The organism is Pseudomonas putida (genome assembly GCF_025905425.1).
GTDB lineage: Bacteria > Pseudomonadota > Gammaproteobacteria > Pseudomonadales > Pseudomonadaceae > Aquipseudomonas > Aquipseudomonas putida_AF.
Genome location: NZ_CP109603.1, coordinates 2792344 through 2812530 on the forward strand (window position 1 = coordinate 2792344; position 20187 = coordinate 2812530).

At 62.6% G+C, this 20187-nt stretch carries 19 protein-coding genes; 15 read left to right on the forward strand and 4 right to left on the reverse strand.

Going from position 1 to position 20187, the window contains the following annotated elements; all coding sequences use genetic code 11:
* Window positions 1–298: 298 nt before the first annotated feature.
* Together OGV19_RS12470 and OGV19_RS12475 are read left to right on the forward strand one after the other, a co-directional pair.
* The gene (locus OGV19_RS12470; RefSeq protein WP_264313654.1) at window positions 299–1501 is read left to right on the forward strand and encodes an NAD(P)/FAD-dependent oxidoreductase; all 1203 of its coding nucleotides are present in this window, start codon (window positions 299–301) and stop codon (window positions 1499–1501) included.
* 243 nt (window positions 1502–1744) lie between these two features.
* Window positions 1745–3355: a methyl-accepting chemotaxis protein gene (locus tag OGV19_RS12475; RefSeq protein WP_413470134.1), complete on the forward strand. Its 1611-nt coding sequence runs from the start codon at window positions 1745–1747 to the stop codon at window positions 3353–3355.
* Between the two features lie 122 nt (window positions 3356–3477).
* On the opposite strand, the gene OGV19_RS12480 is transcribed toward OGV19_RS12475, so the two are convergent.
* On the reverse strand, window positions 3478–4881 hold the full coding sequence (locus tag OGV19_RS12480) for a purine-cytosine permease family protein (RefSeq protein ID WP_264313656.1): 1404 nt from the start codon (window positions 4879–4881) through the stop codon (window positions 3478–3480).
* Window positions 4882–5198: 317 nt separating this feature from the next.
* On the opposite strand from OGV19_RS12480, the gene OGV19_RS12485 reads away from it, so the two are divergent.
* The 9 genes from OGV19_RS12485 (at window position 5199) to OGV19_RS12525 (ending at window position 12507) form a co-directional block, all read left to right on the forward strand.
* Window positions 5199–5684 (forward strand): flavin reductase family protein, encoded by a 486-nt coding sequence (locus OGV19_RS12485; RefSeq protein ID WP_264313657.1) that lies wholly within the window; start codon window positions 5199–5201, stop codon window positions 5682–5684.
* Window positions 5685–5750: 66 nt separating this feature from the next.
* Window positions 5751–6791: an LLM class flavin-dependent oxidoreductase gene (locus OGV19_RS12490; RefSeq protein ID WP_264313658.1), complete on the forward strand. Its 1041-nt coding sequence runs from the start codon at window positions 5751–5753 to the stop codon at window positions 6789–6791.
* Between the two features lie 325 nt (window positions 6792–7116).
* A complete protein-coding gene (locus OGV19_RS12495) occupies window positions 7117–7713 on the forward strand; it encodes an amino acid synthesis family protein (protein WP_003256068.1) in 597 nt (198 codons plus the stop codon).
* Window positions 7714–7781: 68 nt separating this feature from the next.
* A complete protein-coding gene (locus OGV19_RS12500) occupies window positions 7782–8615 on the forward strand; it encodes an alpha/beta fold hydrolase (protein WP_264313659.1) in 834 nt (277 codons plus the stop codon).
* Window positions 8612–10093, forward strand: coding sequence for an aldehyde dehydrogenase (locus OGV19_RS12505; RefSeq protein WP_264313660.1), 1482 nt, complete (start codon window positions 8612–8614; stop codon window positions 10091–10093). Before OGV19_RS12500 ends, OGV19_RS12505 begins: the two co-directional genes overlap by 4 nt.
* 13 nt (window positions 10094–10106) lie before the next feature.
* The gene (locus OGV19_RS12510; RefSeq protein ID WP_264313661.1) at window positions 10107–10592 is read left to right on the forward strand and encodes a flavin reductase family protein; all 486 of its coding nucleotides are present in this window, start codon (window positions 10107–10109) and stop codon (window positions 10590–10592) included.
* Window positions 10593–10697: 105 nt separating this feature from the next.
* Complete coding sequence (locus OGV19_RS12515; RefSeq protein WP_232884454.1) at window positions 10698–11087, forward strand: carboxymuconolactone decarboxylase family protein; 390 nt, start codon at window positions 10698–10700, stop codon at window positions 11085–11087.
* Window positions 11088–11176: 89 nt separating this feature from the next.
* A complete protein-coding gene (locus OGV19_RS12520) occupies window positions 11177–11941 on the forward strand; it encodes a GntR family transcriptional regulator (RefSeq protein WP_264313662.1) in 765 nt (254 codons plus the stop codon).
* Window positions 11942–11943: 2 nt separating this feature from the next.
* Window positions 11944–12507: an NUDIX hydrolase gene (locus OGV19_RS12525; protein WP_264313663.1), complete on the forward strand. Its 564-nt coding sequence runs from the start codon at window positions 11944–11946 to the stop codon at window positions 12505–12507.
* Window positions 12508–12582: 75 nt separating this feature from the next.
* Here OGV19_RS12525 and OGV19_RS12530 read toward each other — a convergent pair whose 3' ends face one another.
* Together OGV19_RS12530 and OGV19_RS12535 are read right to left on the reverse strand one after the other, a co-directional pair.
* Complete coding sequence (locus tag OGV19_RS12530) at window positions 12583–13215, reverse strand: LysE family translocator (RefSeq protein ID WP_264313664.1); 633 nt, start codon at window positions 13213–13215, stop codon at window positions 12583–12585.
* A gap of 66 nt (window positions 13216–13281) precedes the next feature.
* Entirely contained in the window at window positions 13282–13896 is a 615-nt protein-coding gene (locus OGV19_RS12535; protein ID WP_264313665.1) for a LysE family translocator, read from the reverse strand.
* Window positions 13897–14007: 111 nt separating this feature from the next.
* Here OGV19_RS12535 and OGV19_RS12540 point away from each other — a divergent pair, with 111 nt between their 5' ends.
* Window positions 14008–14460 (forward strand): Lrp/AsnC family transcriptional regulator, encoded by a 453-nt coding sequence (locus OGV19_RS12540; protein WP_264313666.1) that lies wholly within the window; start codon window positions 14008–14010, stop codon window positions 14458–14460.
* 352 nt (window positions 14461–14812) lie between these two features.
* A complete protein-coding gene (locus OGV19_RS12545; RefSeq protein WP_264313667.1) occupies window positions 14813–16222 on the forward strand; it encodes a purine-cytosine permease family protein in 1410 nt (469 codons plus the stop codon).
* 130 nt (window positions 16223–16352) lie between these two features.
* On the opposite strand, the gene OGV19_RS12550 is transcribed toward OGV19_RS12545, so the two are convergent.
* The gene (locus OGV19_RS12550; protein WP_264313668.1) at window positions 16353–17240 is read right to left on the reverse strand and encodes a LysR family transcriptional regulator; all 888 of its coding nucleotides are present in this window, start codon (window positions 17238–17240) and stop codon (window positions 16353–16355) included.
* Between the two features lie 112 nt (window positions 17241–17352).
* On the opposite strand from OGV19_RS12550, the gene OGV19_RS12555 reads away from it, so the two are divergent.
* Together OGV19_RS12555 and ppnN are read left to right on the forward strand one after the other, a co-directional pair.
* Window positions 17353–18414: a YeiH family protein gene (locus OGV19_RS12555; RefSeq protein WP_264313669.1), complete on the forward strand. Its 1062-nt coding sequence runs from the start codon at window positions 17353–17355 to the stop codon at window positions 18412–18414.
* Window positions 18415–18587: 173 nt separating this feature from the next.
* Window positions 18588–19961, forward strand: a complete 1374-nt coding sequence (gene ppnN / locus OGV19_RS12560) for a nucleotide 5'-monophosphate nucleosidase PpnN (RefSeq protein WP_264313670.1) — start codon at window positions 18588–18590, stop codon at window positions 19959–19961.
* The last annotated feature ends 226 nt before the right edge of the window (window positions 19962–20187 follow it).

The following is a 20187-nucleotide window of genomic DNA, read 5'->3' on the forward strand; positions in this document are numbered from 1 at the left end:
CTGAAGGGCGCAAGATACGTGTGATCTCGTACATGGGGGCTGCAATGGCCTCTTTTCTTTATGGTTTCTTTTTTATCTATAACGGATGGGGGTAGGGATATCAAGGTTTGCGGCCCTACCGCCCGCGAGCCACCGCAGAAGAGACCTTTCTACGCGCCCACCGGTGAGCTGCCCCAAGGCCGCGAAGAAAAAACTTGCAAACACAAACTCCGATCAATACAGTCGCAGTTATTCGAGAGGCACCTATCGTGTGATCGAAGCCACCTTTTTCCCTCTACGACCTTTGCGGAGCACCTGCATGAAATCCAACATTCTGATCATCGGTGCCGGCTTTGCCGGTGTCTGGAGCGCCCTGAGCGCTGCTCGCCTGCTGGACCAGGCTCAACGTGAAGACGTCCGTATCAGCGTGCTCGCCCCGCAGCCCGAGCTACGCATTCGCCCACGCTTCTACGAAGCCGATGTGCATGGCATGAAGGCGCCGTTGGGCGAGCTGTTCGAGGCCGTGGGGGTGCATTTCATCTCTGGCAACGCCGACAGCATCGACGCCGACGGGCGCCGCGTGAGCTACACCGATGCCCAAGGGCAGCCCCAGCAGATCGGTTACGACCGCCTCATCCTTGCCGCCGGCAGCCACGTGGCACGCCCGGCCGTACCAGGCCTTGCCGAGCACAGCTTCGATGTCGACCAGATGGAGTCGGCCATACGGCTTGAACAGCACCTGCTGGGGCTGGCCGCCCTGCCCGCCTCCCCGGCGCGCAACACGGTCGTGGTCTGTGGTGGCGGGTTCACCGGGATCGAGACGGCAACCGAAATGCCAGCACGCTTGCGTGCCCTGCTCGGTGACGACAGCGCGGTGCGTGTGCTGGTGGTCGACCGTGGCGCCAGCGTCGGTGCCGCACTGGGCGCCGGCATCACGCCCTCGATTCAGGCCGCCTCTGCACAGGCCGGTGTCGAGTGGCTGACCGGCACGTCAGTGGTGGCGGTCGATGCCGGCGGCGTGACCCTGGGCAATGGCGAGTACATCGCCAGCAACACGGTGATCTGGACCGCAGGCGTCAAGGCCAGCCCCTTGACCGCACAGGTTGCTGGCGAACGAGACGGTGCCGGCCGTCTGCGAGTCGACGACCACCTGAAAGTGATCGGCCAGGCGCACATCTATGCCACCGGCGACACCGCATGGGCCGCCGTCGACGAGCTGGGCAACCACGCCCTGATGACCTGCCAGCACGCCATCCCTATGGGCCGCCACTCCGGCAACAATGCCGCCGCCGATTTGCTGGGTGTGGACCCGGTCATCTACCGCCAGCCCAAGTACGTCACCTGCCTTGACCTGGGTGATTGGGGTGCGGCCTACAGCGAGGGCTGGGAGCGTGAGCTGAAGCTGCACGGCCAAGAAGGCAAGGCCCTCAAACGCCAGATCAACTCGGTGTGGATCTACCCACCTGCCGCAGACCGTGCGCAGGCACTGGCCGCTGCCGACCCAATGATCGCGATCGTTTGATACTGAAAGCGGACAAACCTGTCAAAAAACGACGGTTTTGTCCGCACATGTCGTTACATTGAATGACTGGTCAATAATGATGTCGATATGCCATCATTTAAATAAAACAATTCCGAGGGTTAAGCACACACACTAAATCCGCAGCGCATCGAGAGCTGGCACCCCCCCGGTGACCCGGCCTTGCGTCCATGCTCTTGACGCCTGCACGCCACCGTCAAGGAGCATTCCATGCAGTTACGGAATATGAAGATCGGCATTCGCGCAGCCAGCGTATTCGCCCTGTTGGGCGCACTGGTGCTGGGCATGGGCCTGATCGCCCTCTACGAGACCCGGCAAATGGACAAGGCCACAGACGAAATCCGGGTCACCTGGATGCCCGCCGTGGTCGCACTCAGTGAAATCAGCAGTAACCTTGGCCGGGCCCGCGCAGTAACGCTGCGAGCGGCGCTGGACGACAATGACAGCGAACGCGAACGCAACCTCGACCTGCTCAAAGGCATCAACGCGCAGCTCACCGATGGCCTCAAGGACTACCACGACACCATCATTGCCGCCGACGACCGCGCCCTTTTCAACACCTTCAACGACGCCCACCAGCAATACCTCGATCTGCAGACACAGGTAGTCGATGCCATTTCCGCCGGGCACATCGACCAGGCCAGGCAGCAGATCAACGGCCCACTGACCCTGCACGCCGACACCATGATGAAGGCCATGGCGGCGCTGATCGCCTACAACGGCAAAGGTGCTGAAACGGCTTCGCTGCGCAGCAGCGATGTGGCTGACGAGGCATTCACCGCCATCATTGGTGCCCTGCTGGTAATCATGCTGGCATTGGCTGGCATCGCCACTGCGCTCACCCGCAGCATCGTCGTGCCCCTGGCCGATGCCCTGGCCGTGGCCGAGCGCGTGGCCACCGGCGACCTGACCCAGGACATCAAAGTCACCGGCCGCGACGAGCCGGCCCTGCTGCTGCGCGCCTTGGGGCGCATGCAAGAGAGCCTGCGCGACACCCTGCGCAAGATCGCTGCATCGTCCGATCAACTGGCCTCAGCGTCGGAAGAGCTGCACACCGTCACCGAAGACACCAGCCGTGGCCTGCACCAACAAAGTGCGGAGATCGACCAGGCCGCCACCGCCGTCAACCAGATGACCGCCGCCGTGGAAGAAGTGGCGAACAACGCGGTGAGTACCGCAGACGCCTCCAAAGGCGCCGACCGCACCACCCGCGACGGTCGCGACCAGGTCAACCAGGCGCTGGCGTCCATCCAGCACCTGGTCGAAGACGTCACCGGCACTTCGGCCGAGATCGAACAACTGGCCAACAACGCCAACGAAATCAGCCGCGTACTCGATGTGATCGGCGCGATCGCCGGCCAGACCAACCTGCTGGCGCTCAACGCCGCCATCGAGGCAGCACGCGCCGGCGAGGCAGGCCGTGGCTTTGCGGTGGTGGCCGACGAGGTGCGCGCCCTGGCTCACCGTACTCAGCAGTCCACGGCGGAGATCGAGCAAATGATCGTGGGCATTCAGACCGGTACCGAGCGTGCAGTGACGGCCATGCACAGCAGCCAAGGGCGCGCCACGGGTACGTTGGAAGTGGCCCAGGCCGCGGGCCAGGCGCTTGAGGTGATTGCTGAAGCAATCGCTTCCATCAACCAGCGCAACCTGGTGATCGCCAGCGCCTCTGAGGAACAGGCGCAGGTGGCGCGGGAGGTGGACCGCAACCTGGTGAATATCCGCGACCTGGCAATGCAGACGTCGGCGGGAGCGAACCAGACCAGTGCGGCGGCGCAGGACCTGTCGCGGTTGGCGGTGGACCTGAATGGCATGGTTGCCCAGTTCAAGGTTTGACTCAAGATAGCTGGGGCTGCTTTGCAGCCCATCGCGGGCAAGCCCGCTCCTACAGGTTCGCGTGGTCCCTGTGGGAGCGGGCTTGCCCGCGATGGGCCGCAAAGCGGCCCCAATTGCAACTGTCAGTCGTTCACGCTGACAGCCCGCGCATTCGTAACACTCTGCCCCCGCGTCGCCAGGCAGTAATACAGCGGCACCGTCACCAGCAACCCGATCAACCAGGACAAATCAGCCCCTTCGACGATGTTCGAATACGGCCCCACATACAGCGCCGTATTGGCAAACGGCAGCTGCACCGCAATCCCACAGGCATAGGCGATGATCGCGTGGTGGTTGAAGCGGCCATAAATGCCGCCATCGGCACTGAAGATCGACGCAATGTCGTACTGGCCTTTCTTGATCAAGTAGAAGTCGATCAGGTTGATTGAAGCCCACGGCACCAACACCAGCAGCAGCGCCAGGATCAAACCAATGAACTGGCCGATGAAATCCGCCGAGGCATTCAGCGCCACCAGCCCACAGCCCAGCAAAATCAACGAAGCCAGGATCACCCGCACCTTGATGCTCGGCGTCCATTTGGCGAAGAAGGTCTGGATCGCCGTGACGATCGACAGCACCGCGCCATACAGGTTGAGCGCGTTGTGGCTGATGATGTTGAGCAGGAACAACACCATCAGGATCGGGCCCAACCAGCCAGTGGCTTGCTTGACCGCGTCCATCGCGTCGGTGCCTTCCGGCACGCACAACACCGCGACCGCACCAAAGCTGAAGCACAGGATGGTGCCCAGGGTAGCGCCGAAATAGGTGGCCCAGAACGGCCTGGCAATGCCGACCTCTTTAGGCAGATAACGTGAGTAGTCGGAGGTATACGGCGAAAAGCTGATCTGCCAGATGGTGCCCAGCGACACGGTGGCGATGAAGCCCGACAGGTTGAACGCGCCACGGCTGAAGAAGTCAGCCGGCAACTCCTGGACGAACATCATGATGAAGCCGGCCAGCAGCGCCGAGCCCATGACCCAGGTGCCGATGCGGTTGAGGATATGGATAAAGCGATAGCCAATCACGCCAATGGCCGTCGCGCTGAGGGCGCCGATGACGATGGCCCCGGGCATCGGCACGCTCGGGGCAATGCCATGAATGGTCTTGCCCGCCAGCACGATGTTGGAAATGAAGAAGCCGACATAGATCAGCGCCGTGAAGAACACGATCAACAAGGCGCCATAACGGCCAAACTGGCCACGGCTCTGGACCATCTGCGGAATGCCCAACTGCGGTCCCTGCGCAGAGGCCAGGGCAATGACCACGCCCCCGGCAAGATGGCCCAACACAATGGCGATCAGCCCCCACAGCAGGTTGAGGTGAAACACCTGGACCACCATGGCGCCGGTAACGATGGGCAGTGGCGCAATGTTGGTGCTGAACCAGAGGGTGAACAGGTCGCGCGCCTTCCCATGGCGCTCGGCAGGTGGAACGTAATCGACCGTGTGATTCTCGACAAACTGGTGTTGCGATGACGGTTGGGACATGGTTTTCAGCTCGAAAGGTCGTTTTTATCTTTGTAAGGAAACCGCATCTAGGCGGCCTCTAAGCTGCGGACCATATTATGGTATTCCAAACTTTTGACAACACTGATTCGGCTTAAAAAACTGTAACTGATCCGGTTCAGCAGCCGACTGCGGGGCGCTGATGTTTCTTCAAGCCCCCTATTCATGCGGCTTTGCGCCATTCATCGTGATTTTGCTGCCGGGGAAAATTCCGCTTGCAAATCGAGTATTACGGTATACCATCAGACACATCAACGATAAAAAACGCGGACCACCGCAGCCCTTCTGAGGTACACGAGATGATCGACGCAACCGTCTACAAGAACGTCCTGGGCTCCTTCCCGTCCGGCGTTACCGTCATCACCACCCTGGACGACGACGGCTCGGTCGTCGGCCTCACCGCCAGCGCCTTCTCTTCCTTGTCGATGGACCCGCCGCTGGTGCTGTTCTGCCCCAACTACAGCTCCGATTCCTACCCTGTGCTGATCAAGCAAAAGCGCTTCGCGATTCACCTGCTTTCCGGTGAACAGCAAGCCGAAGCCTATGCCTTCGCGAAAAAGGGCAAGGACAAGGCCACCGGCATCGAGTGGACCCTGAGCGCGCTGGGCAACCCCTTGCTGGCCAATGCCACCGCTATCATCGAATGCGAACTGTGGCGCGAATATGAAGGTGGCGACCACGCCATCATGGTCGGCAAGGTGCACAACCTGATCGTCCCCGAGCAGGCCCCGCAGCCGATGATCTATTGCCGCGGCAAGATGGCCAGCCTGCCCGCCTTCGCCTGAAGCACCTAGCCTTATTACTGACGCCTGGCGCGCCAGGCGAGCCTTTCAAGCTCCGAGGAAAGCCCCATGAAATTTTCGTTGTTCGTACACATGGAACGTTGGGATGAACAGGTCAGCCACCGCCAGCTGTTCGAAGACCTGACCGAACTGACCCTGATGGCCGAGCACGGCGGTTTCAGCACCGTGTGGATCGGTGAACACCACGCCATGGAATACACCATCTCGCCAAGCCCGATGCCGCTGCTGGCCTACCTCGCCGCACGCACCGAGAAAATCCGCCTGGGCGCCGGCACCATCATCGCGCCGTTCTGGAACCCGATCCGCGTGGCCGGCGAATGCGCCCTGCTCGACGTGATCAGCAACGGCCGCATGGAAGTGGGCCTGGCCCGCGGCGCCTACCAGTTCGAGTTCGACCGCATGGCCAATGGCATGCCCGCCACCGACGGTGGCAAGGCCCTGCGCGAGATGGTGCCGGTGGTGCGCAAGCTGTGGGAAGGCGACTACGCCCACGACGGTGAGGTGTACAAGTTCCCCACCTCCACCAGCGTGCCGAAACCCTTCAACGCCGTACCGCCGATGTGGATCGCCGCGCGCGACCCGGACTCGCACAACTTCGCCGTGGCCAACGGCTGCAACGTCATGGTCACCCCACTGATGAAGGGTGACGAAGAAGTGCTGGACCTGAAAAACAAGTTCCAGGCTGCGCTGGACAACAACCCGGATGTGCCGCGCCCGCAATTGATGGTGCTGCGCCACACCCACGTGCACAGCCCGTCCGAGCCTGAAGGCTGGAAGGTCGGCGCCCAGGCCATTTCGCGTTTCTACCGCACCTTCGATGCCTGGTTCGGCAACAAGACCGTGCCGGTCAATGGTTTCCTGGAGCCTAGCCCCGAGTCGAAGTTTGCCGAAGTACCGGCGTTCCAGCTGGAGAACATCCGCAAGAACACCATGATCGGCACGCCCGAAGAAATCATCGCGCGCATCAAGTACTACCAGGAGCTCGGTGTCGACGAGTTCAGCTTCTGGTGCGACAACAGCCTGCCCCACGCCGAGAAGAAGAAGTCGCTCGAGCTGTTCATCAACGAAGTGGTGCCGGCGTTCGCCTGAATTCCCTTTACCTGAAGTAGTTGCGGGATCAGCCCGCTCCTGGGGGCCTAGTGGCTCTCGCGAGCGGGCATTTTTTTGAGTTTTGCGGCGGCCTCTTCGCGGGGCAAGCCCGCTCCCACAGGTACAGCACAGGTATTAATGGCTGTGGGGTACTTGTGGGGGCGGGCTTGCCCCGCGAAGAGGCCAGTACAGAAGCCGCGCAAATCAAGGGATCAAGCAACCTTTCGTCCCTCAGGATGAGATTTTTCAAGCCCCCTCTTGCGCAACAAATATTATGGTATACCATCAGACAACAAGAGCTGATAACCCTCACCAGGAGCCACCCATGAGTTTCGAAATCCGCAAGATCGTCACCTACTCCGAAGAGACCCGCATCGAAGGCGGCAAGGCCACCGACAAGCCGGTGACCATGGTCGGCCTGGCCGTGGTGATCAAGAACCCATGGGCCGGTCGCGGTTTTGTAGAAGATCTGAAGCCGGAAATCCGCGCCAACTGCTCCGAGCTGGGCGCACTGATGGTCGAGCGCCTGACCGCCGCCATCGGCGGTGCCGACAAGATCGAAGCCTACGGTAAAGCCGCCGTCGTCGGCGCCGACGGCGAAATCGAACACGCCTCTGCCGTGATCCACACCCTGCGCTTCGGCAACCACTACCGCGAAGCGGTACAGGCCAAGAGCTACCTGAGCTTCACCAACAAACGCGGCGGCCCAGGCACCTCGATCCAGATCCCGATGATGCAGAAGGACGACGAAGGCCTGCGTTCGCACTACATCACCCTGGAAATGCAGATCGAAGACGCCCCGCGTGCCGACGAAATCGTCGTGGTCCTGGGCGCTGCCGACGGCGGCCGTCTGCACCCGCGCATCGGTAACCGCTACATCGACCTGGAAGAACTGGCTGCCGAAAAAGCCAACGCTCAATAACAACAACCAAGACGGGCCGGGGCGTGGCGTGCTTACCCGCCGCGCCCGACCTTCAAGGAGCGCCCTCCATGATTCAGCCTGTCGCTGAACGTACACCGGCCGGGACCAGTTACCTGGTTCAAGGCCAGGGCCAACCCGTGGTGCTGATCCACGGCGTGGGCCTGAACAAGGAAATGTGGGGCGGGCAGTTCGTTGGCCTGGCCAACGACTATCGCGTCATCGCCTATGACATGCTCGGCCACGGCCAAAGCGCGCTGCCGGCCGCCGACACCCGTCTGGAAGGCTACGCTGCCCAGCTCGCCGAGCTGCTCGACCACCTGCAGATTGCCCAGGCAACCGTGATCGGCTTCTCCATGGGCGGCTTGGTGGCACGCGCATTTGCTCTCAACTACCCGCAGCGGCTGTCTGCGCTGGTGGTGCTCAACAGCGTGTTCAACCGCACCCCCGAGCAGAGTGCCGGGGTGATCGCCCGCGCCGCGCAGGCTGCAGAACTGGGCCCTGACGCCAACGTCGACGCCGCCCTCGACCGCTGGTTCAGCCGCGAATACAAGGCCGCCAACCCGGCCCAGGTCGCCGCCATTCGCCAGGTACTGGCAAGCAACGACCCGCACGGCTACCACACCACTTATTCGCTGTTCGCCACCCAGGACATGTACCGCGCCAGCGACCTGGGCAGCATCCAGGTGCCAACGCTGATCGCCACCGGCGAACTCGATTCGGGCTCCACCCCGGCCATGACCCGCCAGCTCGCCGCCAGTATTCCTGGCGCCCACTGCGTGGTCCTCGCCGAGCAACGGCATATGATGCCGGTGGAAGCACCGCGTGAAGTCAACAAGATGCTGCTGGACTTCCTCAAGCAAGCCCGCACCCTCACCGAATCCGCCAAGGGGATTGTTGCATGACCCTCGTACGTTTCCAGATGTGCATCGACGGCCAGTGGCTCGATGCCCAGAGCGGCAAGACCTTCGACAGCCTCAACCCGGCCACCGCCCAGGCCTGGGCGCAACTGCCCGACGCCGACGAAGCCGATGTGGAGCTGGCCGTGCAGGCCGCCCAGCGTGCTTTCGAAAGCAAAGCCTGGCGCAGCATCACCGCCACCGCGCGCGGCAAGCTGCTGCGCCGGCTGGGTGACCTGATCGCCGAGAACAAGGAGCACCTGGCCCAGCTGGAGAGCCGTGACAACGGCAAGCTGATCCGCGAAACCCGCGGCCAGGTCGGCTACCTGCCGGAGTTCTTCCACTACACCGCAGGCCTGGCCGACAAGCTCGAAGGTGGCACCCTGCCGCTGGACAAGCCGGACCTGTTCGCCTACACCGTGCACGAACCGATCGGTGTGGTCGCCGGGATCATCCCGTGGAACAGCCCGCTGTACCTGACCGCGATCAAGCTGGCCCCGGCCCTGGCCGCCGGCAACACCATCGTGCTCAAGCCCTCCGAACATGCCTCGGCGACCATCCTCGAACTGGCCCGCCTGGCCCATGAGGCCGGCTTCCCGCCTGGCGTGGTCAACGTGGTCACCGGCTACGGCCCAAGCACGGGTGCAGCGCTGACCCGCCACCCGCTGGTACGCAAGATCGCCTTCACCGGCGGCGCCGCCACCGCCCGCCATGTGGTGCGCAGCAGCGCCGAGAACTTCGCCAAGCTGTCGCTGGAGCTGGGCGGCAAGTCGCCGAACATCATCTTTGCCGACGCCGACCTGGACAGCGCCATCAACGGCGCCGTGGCCGGTATCTATGCCGCCTCCGGGCAAAGCTGCGTGGCGGGTTCGCGCCTGCTGGTGCAGGACGAGATCTTCGACGAATTCGTCAGCCGCCTGGTCGAGCGTGCCAAGCGTATCCGCATCGGCAACCCGCAGGACGACGCCAGTGAAATGGGGCCGATGGCCACCGCCCAGCAACTGGCCGTGGTCGAAGGCCTTGTCGCTGCGGCCAAGGCCGAAGGCGCCAAGCTGCACCTGGGGGGCAAGCGTGCCGAGGTCGAGGGTGACGGCTGGTTCTACGAGCCCACCCTGTTCGAGTGCGACAGCAACTCGATGACCATCATGCAGGAAGAGGTATTCGGCCCTGTGGCTGCGGTCATTCGCTTCAAGACCGAGGAAGAAGCCCTGGAAATTGCCAACGACTCGCAGTTCGGCCTGGCCGCCGGCATCTGGACCCGCGACCTGGGCCGCGCCCACCGCCTGGCCCGCGACGTGCGCTCGGGGATCATCTGGGTCAATACCTATCGCGCGGTCTCGGCCATGGCGCCGATCGGCGGCTTCAAGAACAGCGGCTACGGCCGTGAAAGCGGCATCGATTCGGTGCTGGCCTATACCGAGCTGAAGACCGTGTGGATCAACCTGTCCACCGCGCCCATGCCCGACCCGTTTGTGATGCGTTAAGAGGTAGCACGAGATGATCGAACCAGGCATCTACAAAGACGTGATGGGCTCCTTCCCGTCCGGCGTCACGGTGGTTACCACCCTGGACGCCGACGGCGGCATCGTCGGTATCACCGCCAGCGCGTTCAGCGCGCTGTCGATCGAGCCGGCGCTGGTGTTGTTCTGCCCCAACTACGCCTCCGACACCTACCCGATCCTGCGCGACAGCAAGCAGTTCGCCATTCACCTGCTGTCCGCCGACCAAACTGCCGAGGCTTATGCCTTCGCCGGCAAGGGCAAGGAAAAGGCCAAAGGTATCGATTGGCACCTGAGCGAGCTGGGCAACCCACTGCTGGCCAAGGCCACGGCGATCATCGAGTGCGAACTGTGGCGCGAGTACGACGGCGGTGACCACGCGATCATCGTCGGCGCGGTGAAGAACCTGGTGTTGCCGGCCAATCCGGTCACCCCGATGGTCTATCACAAAGGCAAGCTGGGCGCCCTGCCACCGCTAGGCTGAATTTGAAATGGCTGGGGCCGCAAAGCGGCCCCAATACCCCTTTTTAGGGGCCGCGCTACCCACTCACCCTCGGTTGCGGCCCCTGTTTTGATTCGGAGCAAGGCAATGAGCAACGAAAAGTACGATAAAGGCCTGCAGATACGCACCCAAGTGCTGGGCGAGGACTACGTCAACCGTTCCATCCAAAACGCCGACGAGTTCACCAAACCGCTGCAAGAACTGGTCACCGAGTACTGCTGGGGCCATGTCTGGGGCCGCGATGGCTTGTCGCTCAAAGAGCGCAGCATGATAAACTTGGCCATGATTTCCGCGCTCAACCGGCCCCACGAACTCAAGCTGCATATCCGCGGCGCATTGCGTAATGGCCTGAGCCGAGAACAGATTCGCGAGATCCTGCTCCAGGTCGGCATTTATTGCGGCGTACCCGCGGCGGTGGACAGTTTCCGCCTGGCCCGCGAAGCGTTCGCCGAAGCCGATGCGGAGTCAACCCGTTAACAACGGGCTGTTCGAACCACCGCAAGGAGCAGCACCCGGTTCGGGGTGCTCCGCGGGTTGGCGCAACAGCCTCATAAAGAGCGCACCTGATGAAACGCCAGCCACTCGACGACAGCTTCAAGGTCAACCGCAACCCCGTTACCCTGCGCGAAATCGTGCTCGACAAGCTGCGCGCCGCGATCATGAACTTCCACCTGCTGCCAGGTGACCGCCTGGTAGAGCGCGATCTCTGCGATCGCCTCGGGGTCAGCCGCACCTCGGTGCGTGAAGCCCTGCGCCACCTGGAGTCCGAAGGCCTGGTCGAGTTCGCCGACGCCAAAGGGCCGCGCGTGGCCATCATCACCCTGGAAGACGCCCGCGATATCTACGAGCTGCGCTGCGTGCTCGAAGGCCTGATCGTGCAGCTGTTCACCCTCAATGCAAAGGCCAAGGACATTCGTGCCCTGGAACGCGCCCTGGAAGTCAACCGCGAAGCCCTTGAAGAAGGCGAACTGCAACAGGTGCTCGACTCGGTGCAAGGCTTCTACGATGTGCTTCTGGAAGGCTCCGGCAACCAGGTTGCCGCCCAGCAGCTGCGCCAGTTGCAGGCCCGCATCAGCTACCTGCGCGCCACCTCGGTGTCGCAGGAGAACCGCCGCGGCGCCAGCAACCGAGAAATGGAAAAGATCGTCGAAGCGATCAAGGGCGGCGATCCGCTGGTCGCTCACCAGGCCTCGGTCGATCACGTCCGCGCCGCCGCCAAGGTAGCCCTGGACTACCTGCGTCAGAAGCAAGATGACAACCCCAAGGTGCGCGACATGGTCGAGCCCCTGGCCCTCAAAGAGCCACGTATAGAACCCCGCATAGGCCGCTGACCATGCCCAACGCCCCGCGCTATTGCCCGCACTGCACCACAGAACTGGCCCGGGGCGTTCCCACAGGCGACACCCACGAACGCCTGCACTGCACCGGCTGCGGCTACATCCACTACATCAACCCGAAGATCATCGCCGGCTGCATCATCGAGCGTGATGGCAAGTACCTGCTGTGCCAGCGCGCCATCCCGCCGCGCCCCGGCACCTGGACCTTGCCCGCAGGCTTCATGGAAGCGGGCGAAACCACCGAACAGGCGGCGTTGCGCGAGGTCTGGGAAGAAAGCGGCGTGCATGCCGAAATCGTCTCGCCCTACTCGATCTTCAGCGTGGCCAAGATCAGCGAGGTGTACATCATCTTCCGCGCCATCGCCACGCAAGAGACCGGGCAGTTCGGGCCGGAGACCTTGGCCTACAAGTTCTTCGAGCCAAATGAAATCCCTTGGGAAGAGATCTACTACCCGGCGATACGGCAGATTCTCGAACGTTACATCCTCGAGCGCCAAGCCGGGGTGTACGGGATCTACATGGGCAATGACGACACCGGCAAGGTGCATTTCATACGCTGAATAACGGCTGCCGTTAAAAACGGCTGCCGTTCAAGGATCCGGACCAGCGCCTTATCCGCAGTTTTTCCGCCTTTTTCAACGGCGCCCTTCGGCCAGCATCCGCACGGCCAGGCCGGCCAGCACGGTGCCCATCAACCAGCGCTGAACGTGCTGCCACAGCGGCCGCCCACCGAGGAACACGGCGATGGACCCGGCCATCACGGCGATCACCGCATTGACCGATACACTGATGGCAATTTGAGTACAGCCCAGCACCAACGACTGCACCAGCACACTGCCGTGACCGGGCTCGATGAACTGCGGCATCAGCGACAGGTACATGACGGCGATCTTGGGGTTCAGCAAGCTGGTGGCAAAACCCATGGTGAACAGCCGCCGCGGGCTGTCCGCGGGCAGATCGCGGACCTGGAATGGCGAGTTACCGCCGGGCCGCACGGCCTGCCACGCCAGGTACAGCAGGTACAAGGCGCCACCGATGCGCAGCACGTCGTAGGCAAACGGCACGGCCATTACCAGCGCGCTGATGCCCAGTGCAGCGCAGAGCATATAGATGACGAAGCCCAGGGCCACGCCGCCGAGGGATATCAACCCGGCATTGCGACCCTGGCAAATCGAACGGGAAATCAGGTAGATCATGTTCGGGCCTGGCGTCAGCACCATGCCCAGGCAGATCAGCGCGAACGTTAGCAGTTGGGTGATTTCGGGCATGGGGCACGTCCTGGTTGTGCGAAAAGTAGCGAGGAGTGTATCCGAGCGGCGCCAGCGCCGGTAGCTTCAGCGCAACTGCCCGGCAATCAACCCCAGGGCCACTGCGATCATCGCCATGCCTGATACCCGCCCGACCATCTTTGCCGCCCCAGGTCGAGTACTCAGTACGGCCTTGGCGCCATAGCCCACCAGCGAATAGATCACCAGCGAGCTGCACAGGTGGACCAACCCCAGCAGCAGGATCTGCAACGGCACGGGCCAGCTCGATTGCGGGTCGGTAAATTGCGGCAGCAAGGCAAGAAACAACAGGAACACCTTGGGGTTCAGCCCACTCACGCAAAAGCCCTTCAATGCCCAGCGCGAACCCGACTCCCCCACGCCATCCTGCCCCGCTTGCGGCACGCCGGGGCTCAACAGCAGGTTACCGCCCAGCCACAGCAGGTAGGTACAGCCCGCCAGGGTCAGCAACATCAACGCCAGCGGGTGCCCTGCCAGCAAGCTGCCCACGCCTGCCGCCACCACCAGGGTCGCGAGAAAATGCCCGGACAACATGCCGGCCACCGCCGGCATCACCCAGCGGCCGCGCATACCCGCCGAGATGGCGTAGGCCCAGTCGGCACCCGGGGTAATCACGAACAGCAACGACACGGCCCAGAACGCCGTCAGCACACTGATTGCCACTTGAATCTTCCTTTTATCTTGGCTTGGGATGCAGAAAGATTACGGATTCCTTCGGGGCATTTTCTTTCGTATATTCCCTGCTATCGCACAAATACTGGAAGATTCTTCTCAGTGGACAGAACTGATCGCAAAATGCTTGCCGAGCTGCAAAAAGATGGGCGCCTTTCGGTGACCGAGTTGGCGGATCGCGTGGGGTTGAGTTTGTCGCCCTGCCATCGCCGGCTAAAGGCGTTGGAAGAGTCCGGCGCCATTCTCGGCTACCACGCACGCTTGGCGCCTGCCGCACTGGGGCTGAACTTCGCCGCCCTGGTGTTCGTCACCCTGCGCGAGGTGACGCGCCAGCCGGTGGCGGACTTCGAAGCGGCGCTGGCCGAGATCCCCCAGATCGTCGAAGCGCAGCGGCTGTTCGGCGACCCGGACTACCTGCTGCACGTGGTGGCGAAGGACCTGCCGGCGTTTCAGAAGCTGTATGACGAACACCTGACCAGCGTTCCCAATGTGAAACGGTTGAGTTCGACTTTGGTGATGAAAGAGGTGATTCAAGACCGGCTGTTGCCGATGTAGCTGCTCGCCTGTACTGGCCCTTTCGCGGCGGTCCGGCGCGAAAGGGCCGGCACAGGTGAACTATTTATCTGCACTGAAAACGCACACTCCGCACCATCCCGGCTCCCCCCGCCAGTACCCCGGATGACGCCAACCCCCGAGGCCCAGGCCTTCCAGCCTGGTGGCCCGGTCCTTGCTTCCACTCGTCCCTTAAGCTTTTGTCAGCCTTAGGTTTTTTAAGGTTGATGGGCACATATTTACTAATTTCTCGTTATCCCCACACCCCGCATCATCCCTCCAACAAGAACGCGTCGCCCTTCGCCGGCACGCACCCGGGCAGTACCCGATGCCCTACCTTGCCTTGGAGTCAGTCATGACCAGTGCAGCCAACTCGGCACCCCTCATAGAAAAACACACGATCGGCTACGTGCCCCCGCAAGACCGCCACGGAAAGGTAAGGGATCTGTTCACACTGTGGTTCGGCGGCAACATCGCGCCGCTGCCCATCGTCACCGGCGCGCTCGGCGTGCAGTTGTTTCACCTGAACCTGGTGTGGGGCGTCGTCGCCATCCTGGTCGGCCACTTGGTCGGCGGGGTGCTGATGGCGCTGCACTCGGCCCAGGGCCCACAGATGGGCATCCCACAGATGATCCAAAGCCGCGCCCAGTTCGGCTCGCTCGGCGCACTGCTGGTAGTGGTGATCGCCGGGGTCATGTACATCGGCTTCTTCGCCTCCAACATCGTCCTGGCCGGTAAGTCGCTGCATGGCGTGGTCGAGGCCGTGCCCATTCCGGTAGGTATCGTCATCGGTGCGCTGGGGTCGGGCATCATCGGCATCATCGGCTACCGCTTCATCCACGTGCTCAACCGCATCGGCACCTGGGTGCTGGGCATTGGCATCGTGGTCGGCTTCGGCTATATCTTCACCCACGTGCAGAGCGACGACTTCCTCACCCGCGGCGGCTTCAACCTGGCCGGCTGGCTGGCTACGGTGTCGCTGGCGGCGCTGTGGCAGATCGCCTTTGCCCCATATGTGTCGGACTATTCGCGCTACCTGCCGGCCGACGTCAAGGTCAGTTCGACCTTCTGGACCACCTACCTGGGTTCGGCCCTGGGTTCGAGCCTGTCGTTCATCTTCGGCGCCGTGGCGGTGCTGGCGATCCCGGCCGGCATGGACACCATGGACGCGGTCAAACTGGCCACCGGCACCCTCGGCCCGATCATGCTGGTGCTGTTCTTGCTCAGCGTGATCAGCCACAACGCCCTCAACCTGTACGGCGCGGTGCTGTCGATCATCACCCTGATCCAGACGTTCGCCTACCGCTGGATCCCCACCGCCAAAAGCCGCGCGGTGCTGTCGTTGATCGTGCTGGCAGCCTGCAGCGTGGTGGCCGTGTTCGCCTCGAAGGACTTCATCGGCCACTTCGTCGACATGGTGCTGGTACTGCTGGTGGTATTGGTGCCCTGGACCGCGATCAACCTGATCGACTTCTATGTGATCCACAAGGGTGACTACGACATCCAGTCGATCTTCAAGGTCGATGGTGGCATCTACGGGCGTTACAACCCGCAGGCACTGATTGCCTACGCAGTGGGTATCGTGGTGCAGATCCCGTTCATGAATACGCCGCTGTACGTCGGGCCGATTTCCGAGCACATCAACGGCGCAGACTTGTCGTGGCTGGTGGGGCTGGCAATTACCTCGCCGTTGTACTGGTGGCTGGCTAGCCGCGACAGTGCGTATCGTCGTCGGCAGACCAGTGCCAAACTGGCGGCGGCATAAACTACTGAGCCAGGCATCGCCCTGAGCTCGTCGCCGGGCTCAAGGGCACCCGCCTGCTCAATGCGCTGCGATGCGGCTAGTTTCGCTGCCGCGATGAGAACCTCGCGGCCTCTCAAGCATGTGTTTAACGTCAGCCCATTTCCTGGGGCCCCACACACAACGCCATGAACCGCGCCGCCGCCCGCGAGGGCGTGGCCGCATGGGGCATCAAGATAGAAAAGCGCCTCACCAACGGCTGCGGTGCAATCCGCAACCGCCGTAACACGCCATCCTCATGCCGAATCGACATGGCCGACACAAAGCCAATCCCCATCCCCGCCCGCACCGCCTCCTTTACCCCCTCTACCCCGGCAATCTCCAGCGCGACGCGCATTGCCACGCCATTGCGGGCAAACGCCCGCTCTACAATCTGCCTCACCCCCGAGCCACTCTCGCGCAGCACCAGTGGGTAGGCACCTAGCGCCTCCAGGGTCTGCTGTTCTTCACCTGCCAGCGGATGACCACTGGGCACGATTGCGACGATCTCGTCCTCACGCCACGGCGTTACCCCGGTGCCCAGGGGCAGCTCCTGCCCGGGAGGCCCCTCGATCAAGGCGATATCGACACTGCCCAGCGCGGCGACAATTTCAGCTGTGTTGCCATTAGAGGTGCTCACCGACACGTCGGGGTAGCGGGCATGGAAGTCGGCGATCAGATAAGGCAGCAGATAGCTGGCCGGCGTGGTACTGGCGCCGATCCGCAAGCTGCCGCGCTCCAGGCCGCGCATCGCCTCGCGCAGGGCCTGAGCCTGGCGAAAGGTATCGCGCAGGCGCTCGGCATGGGCCAGCAACTGCTCCCCCGCAGCCGTGAGCCGCACGCCGCGGCCGGCGCGTTGGTAGAGAGGTTCGCCGAACGCCTCCTGCAGCAACTTGAGCTGCCCGGACACCGCAGGCTGCGACAGGTGCAAAGCCTGGGCCGCATGGCTGATGTTGCCATGCTCGGCGACGGTGGCGAATGTTATCAGCTGTTCTGGGGTCATGAATTCAAAATATCAGCTAAACGGATACTTCACATCCTAAATTACGATTTTTTATAAGCTTATAACCAGATTAACGTAGGCCTTGTCGAAATACTTTTCCCGGAGGACTCACATGGCCACGGTTCCGTCCCACCCCGCCTACACGCCTACCCTCTCTACCCGAGGGCGGCTCAATGGCATTCTGTTCGTCGCCCTGTTCGCGCTTGCCGTCACTCAGCTTGCGGCGTTGCCTGCCATCGCCAATCTGGGTATCAGCCCATTGATTGTCGGTATCGTCGCCGGTGCCTTGTACGGCAACGCGCTGCGCGATGGTGTGCCGGCCAGTTGGGCCGCTGGTATCAACTTCTCGGCCCGCGGGCTGTTGCGCATCGCGGTGGCATTTTTCGGCCTGCGGGTTAGCCTGCAGGAAATCGCCGAAGTCGGCTGGTCGGGGCTGACGGTTTCGTTGCTGGTGGTGGTCAGCACCCTGTTGATCGGCCTGTGGTGTGGCATGAAGCTGCTCAAGCTGGACCGCGACACCGCGCTGCTCACCGCTGCCGGCAGTGCCATCTGCGGCGCCGCTGCGGTGCTGGCCTTCGAATCGGCGCTGCGCAGCGCCCCGCATAAAAGTGCCATGGCAGTCGGCAGCGTGGTGCTGTTCGGGACCCTGTCGATGTTCCTTTACCCGCTGGCCATCAATGCCGGCTGGCTGCACTTGGATACCCTGGGCGCCGGCCTGTTCCTGGGCGGCACACTCCACGAAGTGGCCCAGGTGGTAGGCGCAGCGAGCAACGTCAGCCCCGAGGTAACGCATATCGCCACCATCGTGAAGATGACCCGGGTGATGTTGCTGGTACCGGTGCTGCTGGTGGTGGGGCTGTGGATCAGCCGTTCGCGCAAAGCAGGTCAAGGGCAAGGCAACGGGCGCATCGCCATGCCCTGGTTCGCGTTCGGCTTCCTGGCCCTGGTGCTGGTGAACTCGCTGCAGGTGCTGCCCGGCAATGTGACCCAGGCAATCAACAGCCTCGACACCTTTGCCTTGACCATGGCCATGACGGCACTGGGGATGGAAACGCGCTTCAGCCAGATCCGCCAGGCAGGGCCACGGGCGCTGGTTACCGGGGCGATCCTGAACCTGTGGCTGGTGGGGGGTGGGCTGGCGATTACCCTCGGGGTGCAGAAGCTGCTCGGGTGATCTGAGACCGCGTTGCCTGCTTCCAGAGCCTGCGCCAAACCTGTGGGAGCGGGCTTGCCCGCGAATAAAGCGACGCGGTCTCAAGGTTTTTCAGCGCCCCCCTCGTTGCCGCCCACATTTCTCGGTATGGTGGTGTCAAAGAAGGATGTTTTACCCGCACAGGAAAGACTTAGATGCCTCAACGCCATGTCATAAATGCATCCGTCAGCCCCAAAGGCAGCCTGGAGACGCTGTCGCAACGTGAAGTGCAGCAACTGAGTGAAGTCGGTACCGGTAGCCTTTACACCCTGTTCCGCCAGTGCGCCCTGGCCATTCTCAATACCGGCGCGCATGTCGACAATGCCAAGACCATCCTCGAGGCCTACAAGGACTTCGAGGTGCGTATCCACCAGCAGGACCGCGGCGTACGCCTTGAGCTGTTGAACGCCCCGGCCGATGCCTTCGTCGATGGCGAGATGATCGCCAGCACCCGTGAAATGCTGTTCAGCGCCCTGCGCGACATCGTCTACACCGAAAGTGAGCTGGCCAGCCAGCGCATCGACCTGGAAAGCTCCCAGGGCATCACCGATTACGTGTTCCACCTGCTGCGCAACGCCCGCACCCTGCGCCCCGGCGTAGAACCGAAGATGGTGGTGTGCTGGGGCGGCCACTCAATCAGCAGCGAGGAATATCAGTACACCAAAAAGGTCGGCCACGAGCTGGGCCTGCGCAAGCTGGACGTCTGCACCGGTTGCGGCCCTGGCGTGATGAAGGGCCCGATGAAGGGCGCCACCATCGCCCACGCCAAGCAACGCATGCACGGCAGCCGCTACCTGGGGTTGACCGAGCCGGGCATCATCGCCGCCGAGGCGCCCAACCCGATCGTCAACGAGCTGGTGATCCTGCCAGACATCGAGAAGCGCCTTGAAGCCTTCGTGCGTGTCGGTCACGGGATCATCATCTTCCCGGGCGGCGCCGGTACTGCCGAGGAGTTCCTCTACCTGCTCGGCATTCTCATGCACCCGGACAACCAAGGCCTGCCCTTCCCGGTCGTCATCACCGGCCCGCGCAGTGCCGAGCCGTTCCTGCTGCAACTGCACGCCTTCGTCGGCGCCACCCTCGGTAAAGCCGCCCAAGGCCACTACCAGATCATCATCGATGACCCGGCCGAAGTGGCGCGGCACATGGTCGAGGGGCTCAAAGAGGTCAAGCAGTTCCGTCGCGAGCGCAATGACGCCTTCCACTTCAACTGGCTGCTGAAGATCGACGAAGGCTTCCAGCACCCGTTCGACCCGACCCACGCCAACATGGCCGAGCTGGCCCTGCGCCACGAGCTGCCGCCGCATGAACTGGCCGCCAACCTGCGCCGAGCGTTTTCCGGCATCGTTGCAGGTAACGTCAAGGACAAAGGCATCCGCCTGATCGAAGAACACGGGCCGTACCAGATCCGCGGCGACAGTGCGGTACTGGAGCCACTGGGCCGGTTGTTACAAGCGTTCGTCGACCAGCACCGGATGAAGTTGCCGGGCGGTGCCGCGTATGTGCCGTGCTACCAGGTAGTGACCTGAAAACAATGGCCTAGCGCTTGATCTTGATCTTGATCTGCTTTTGATCTTGATCTGGCTTTTGACCTTCAGCGACTCAGGAGGCCGAGGGCAGGACTTGCGAAGGGAGGTGACGGGCAAGGATGCCCGTCAAGCGCTGGGGCCCAGGATGGGCCCTACAGCGCGGTCCTCCCGGGAGCAAGGCCGAGGTGACTAAGCGTCAGCGCCGCCACTGGATCAACCCCAGCCA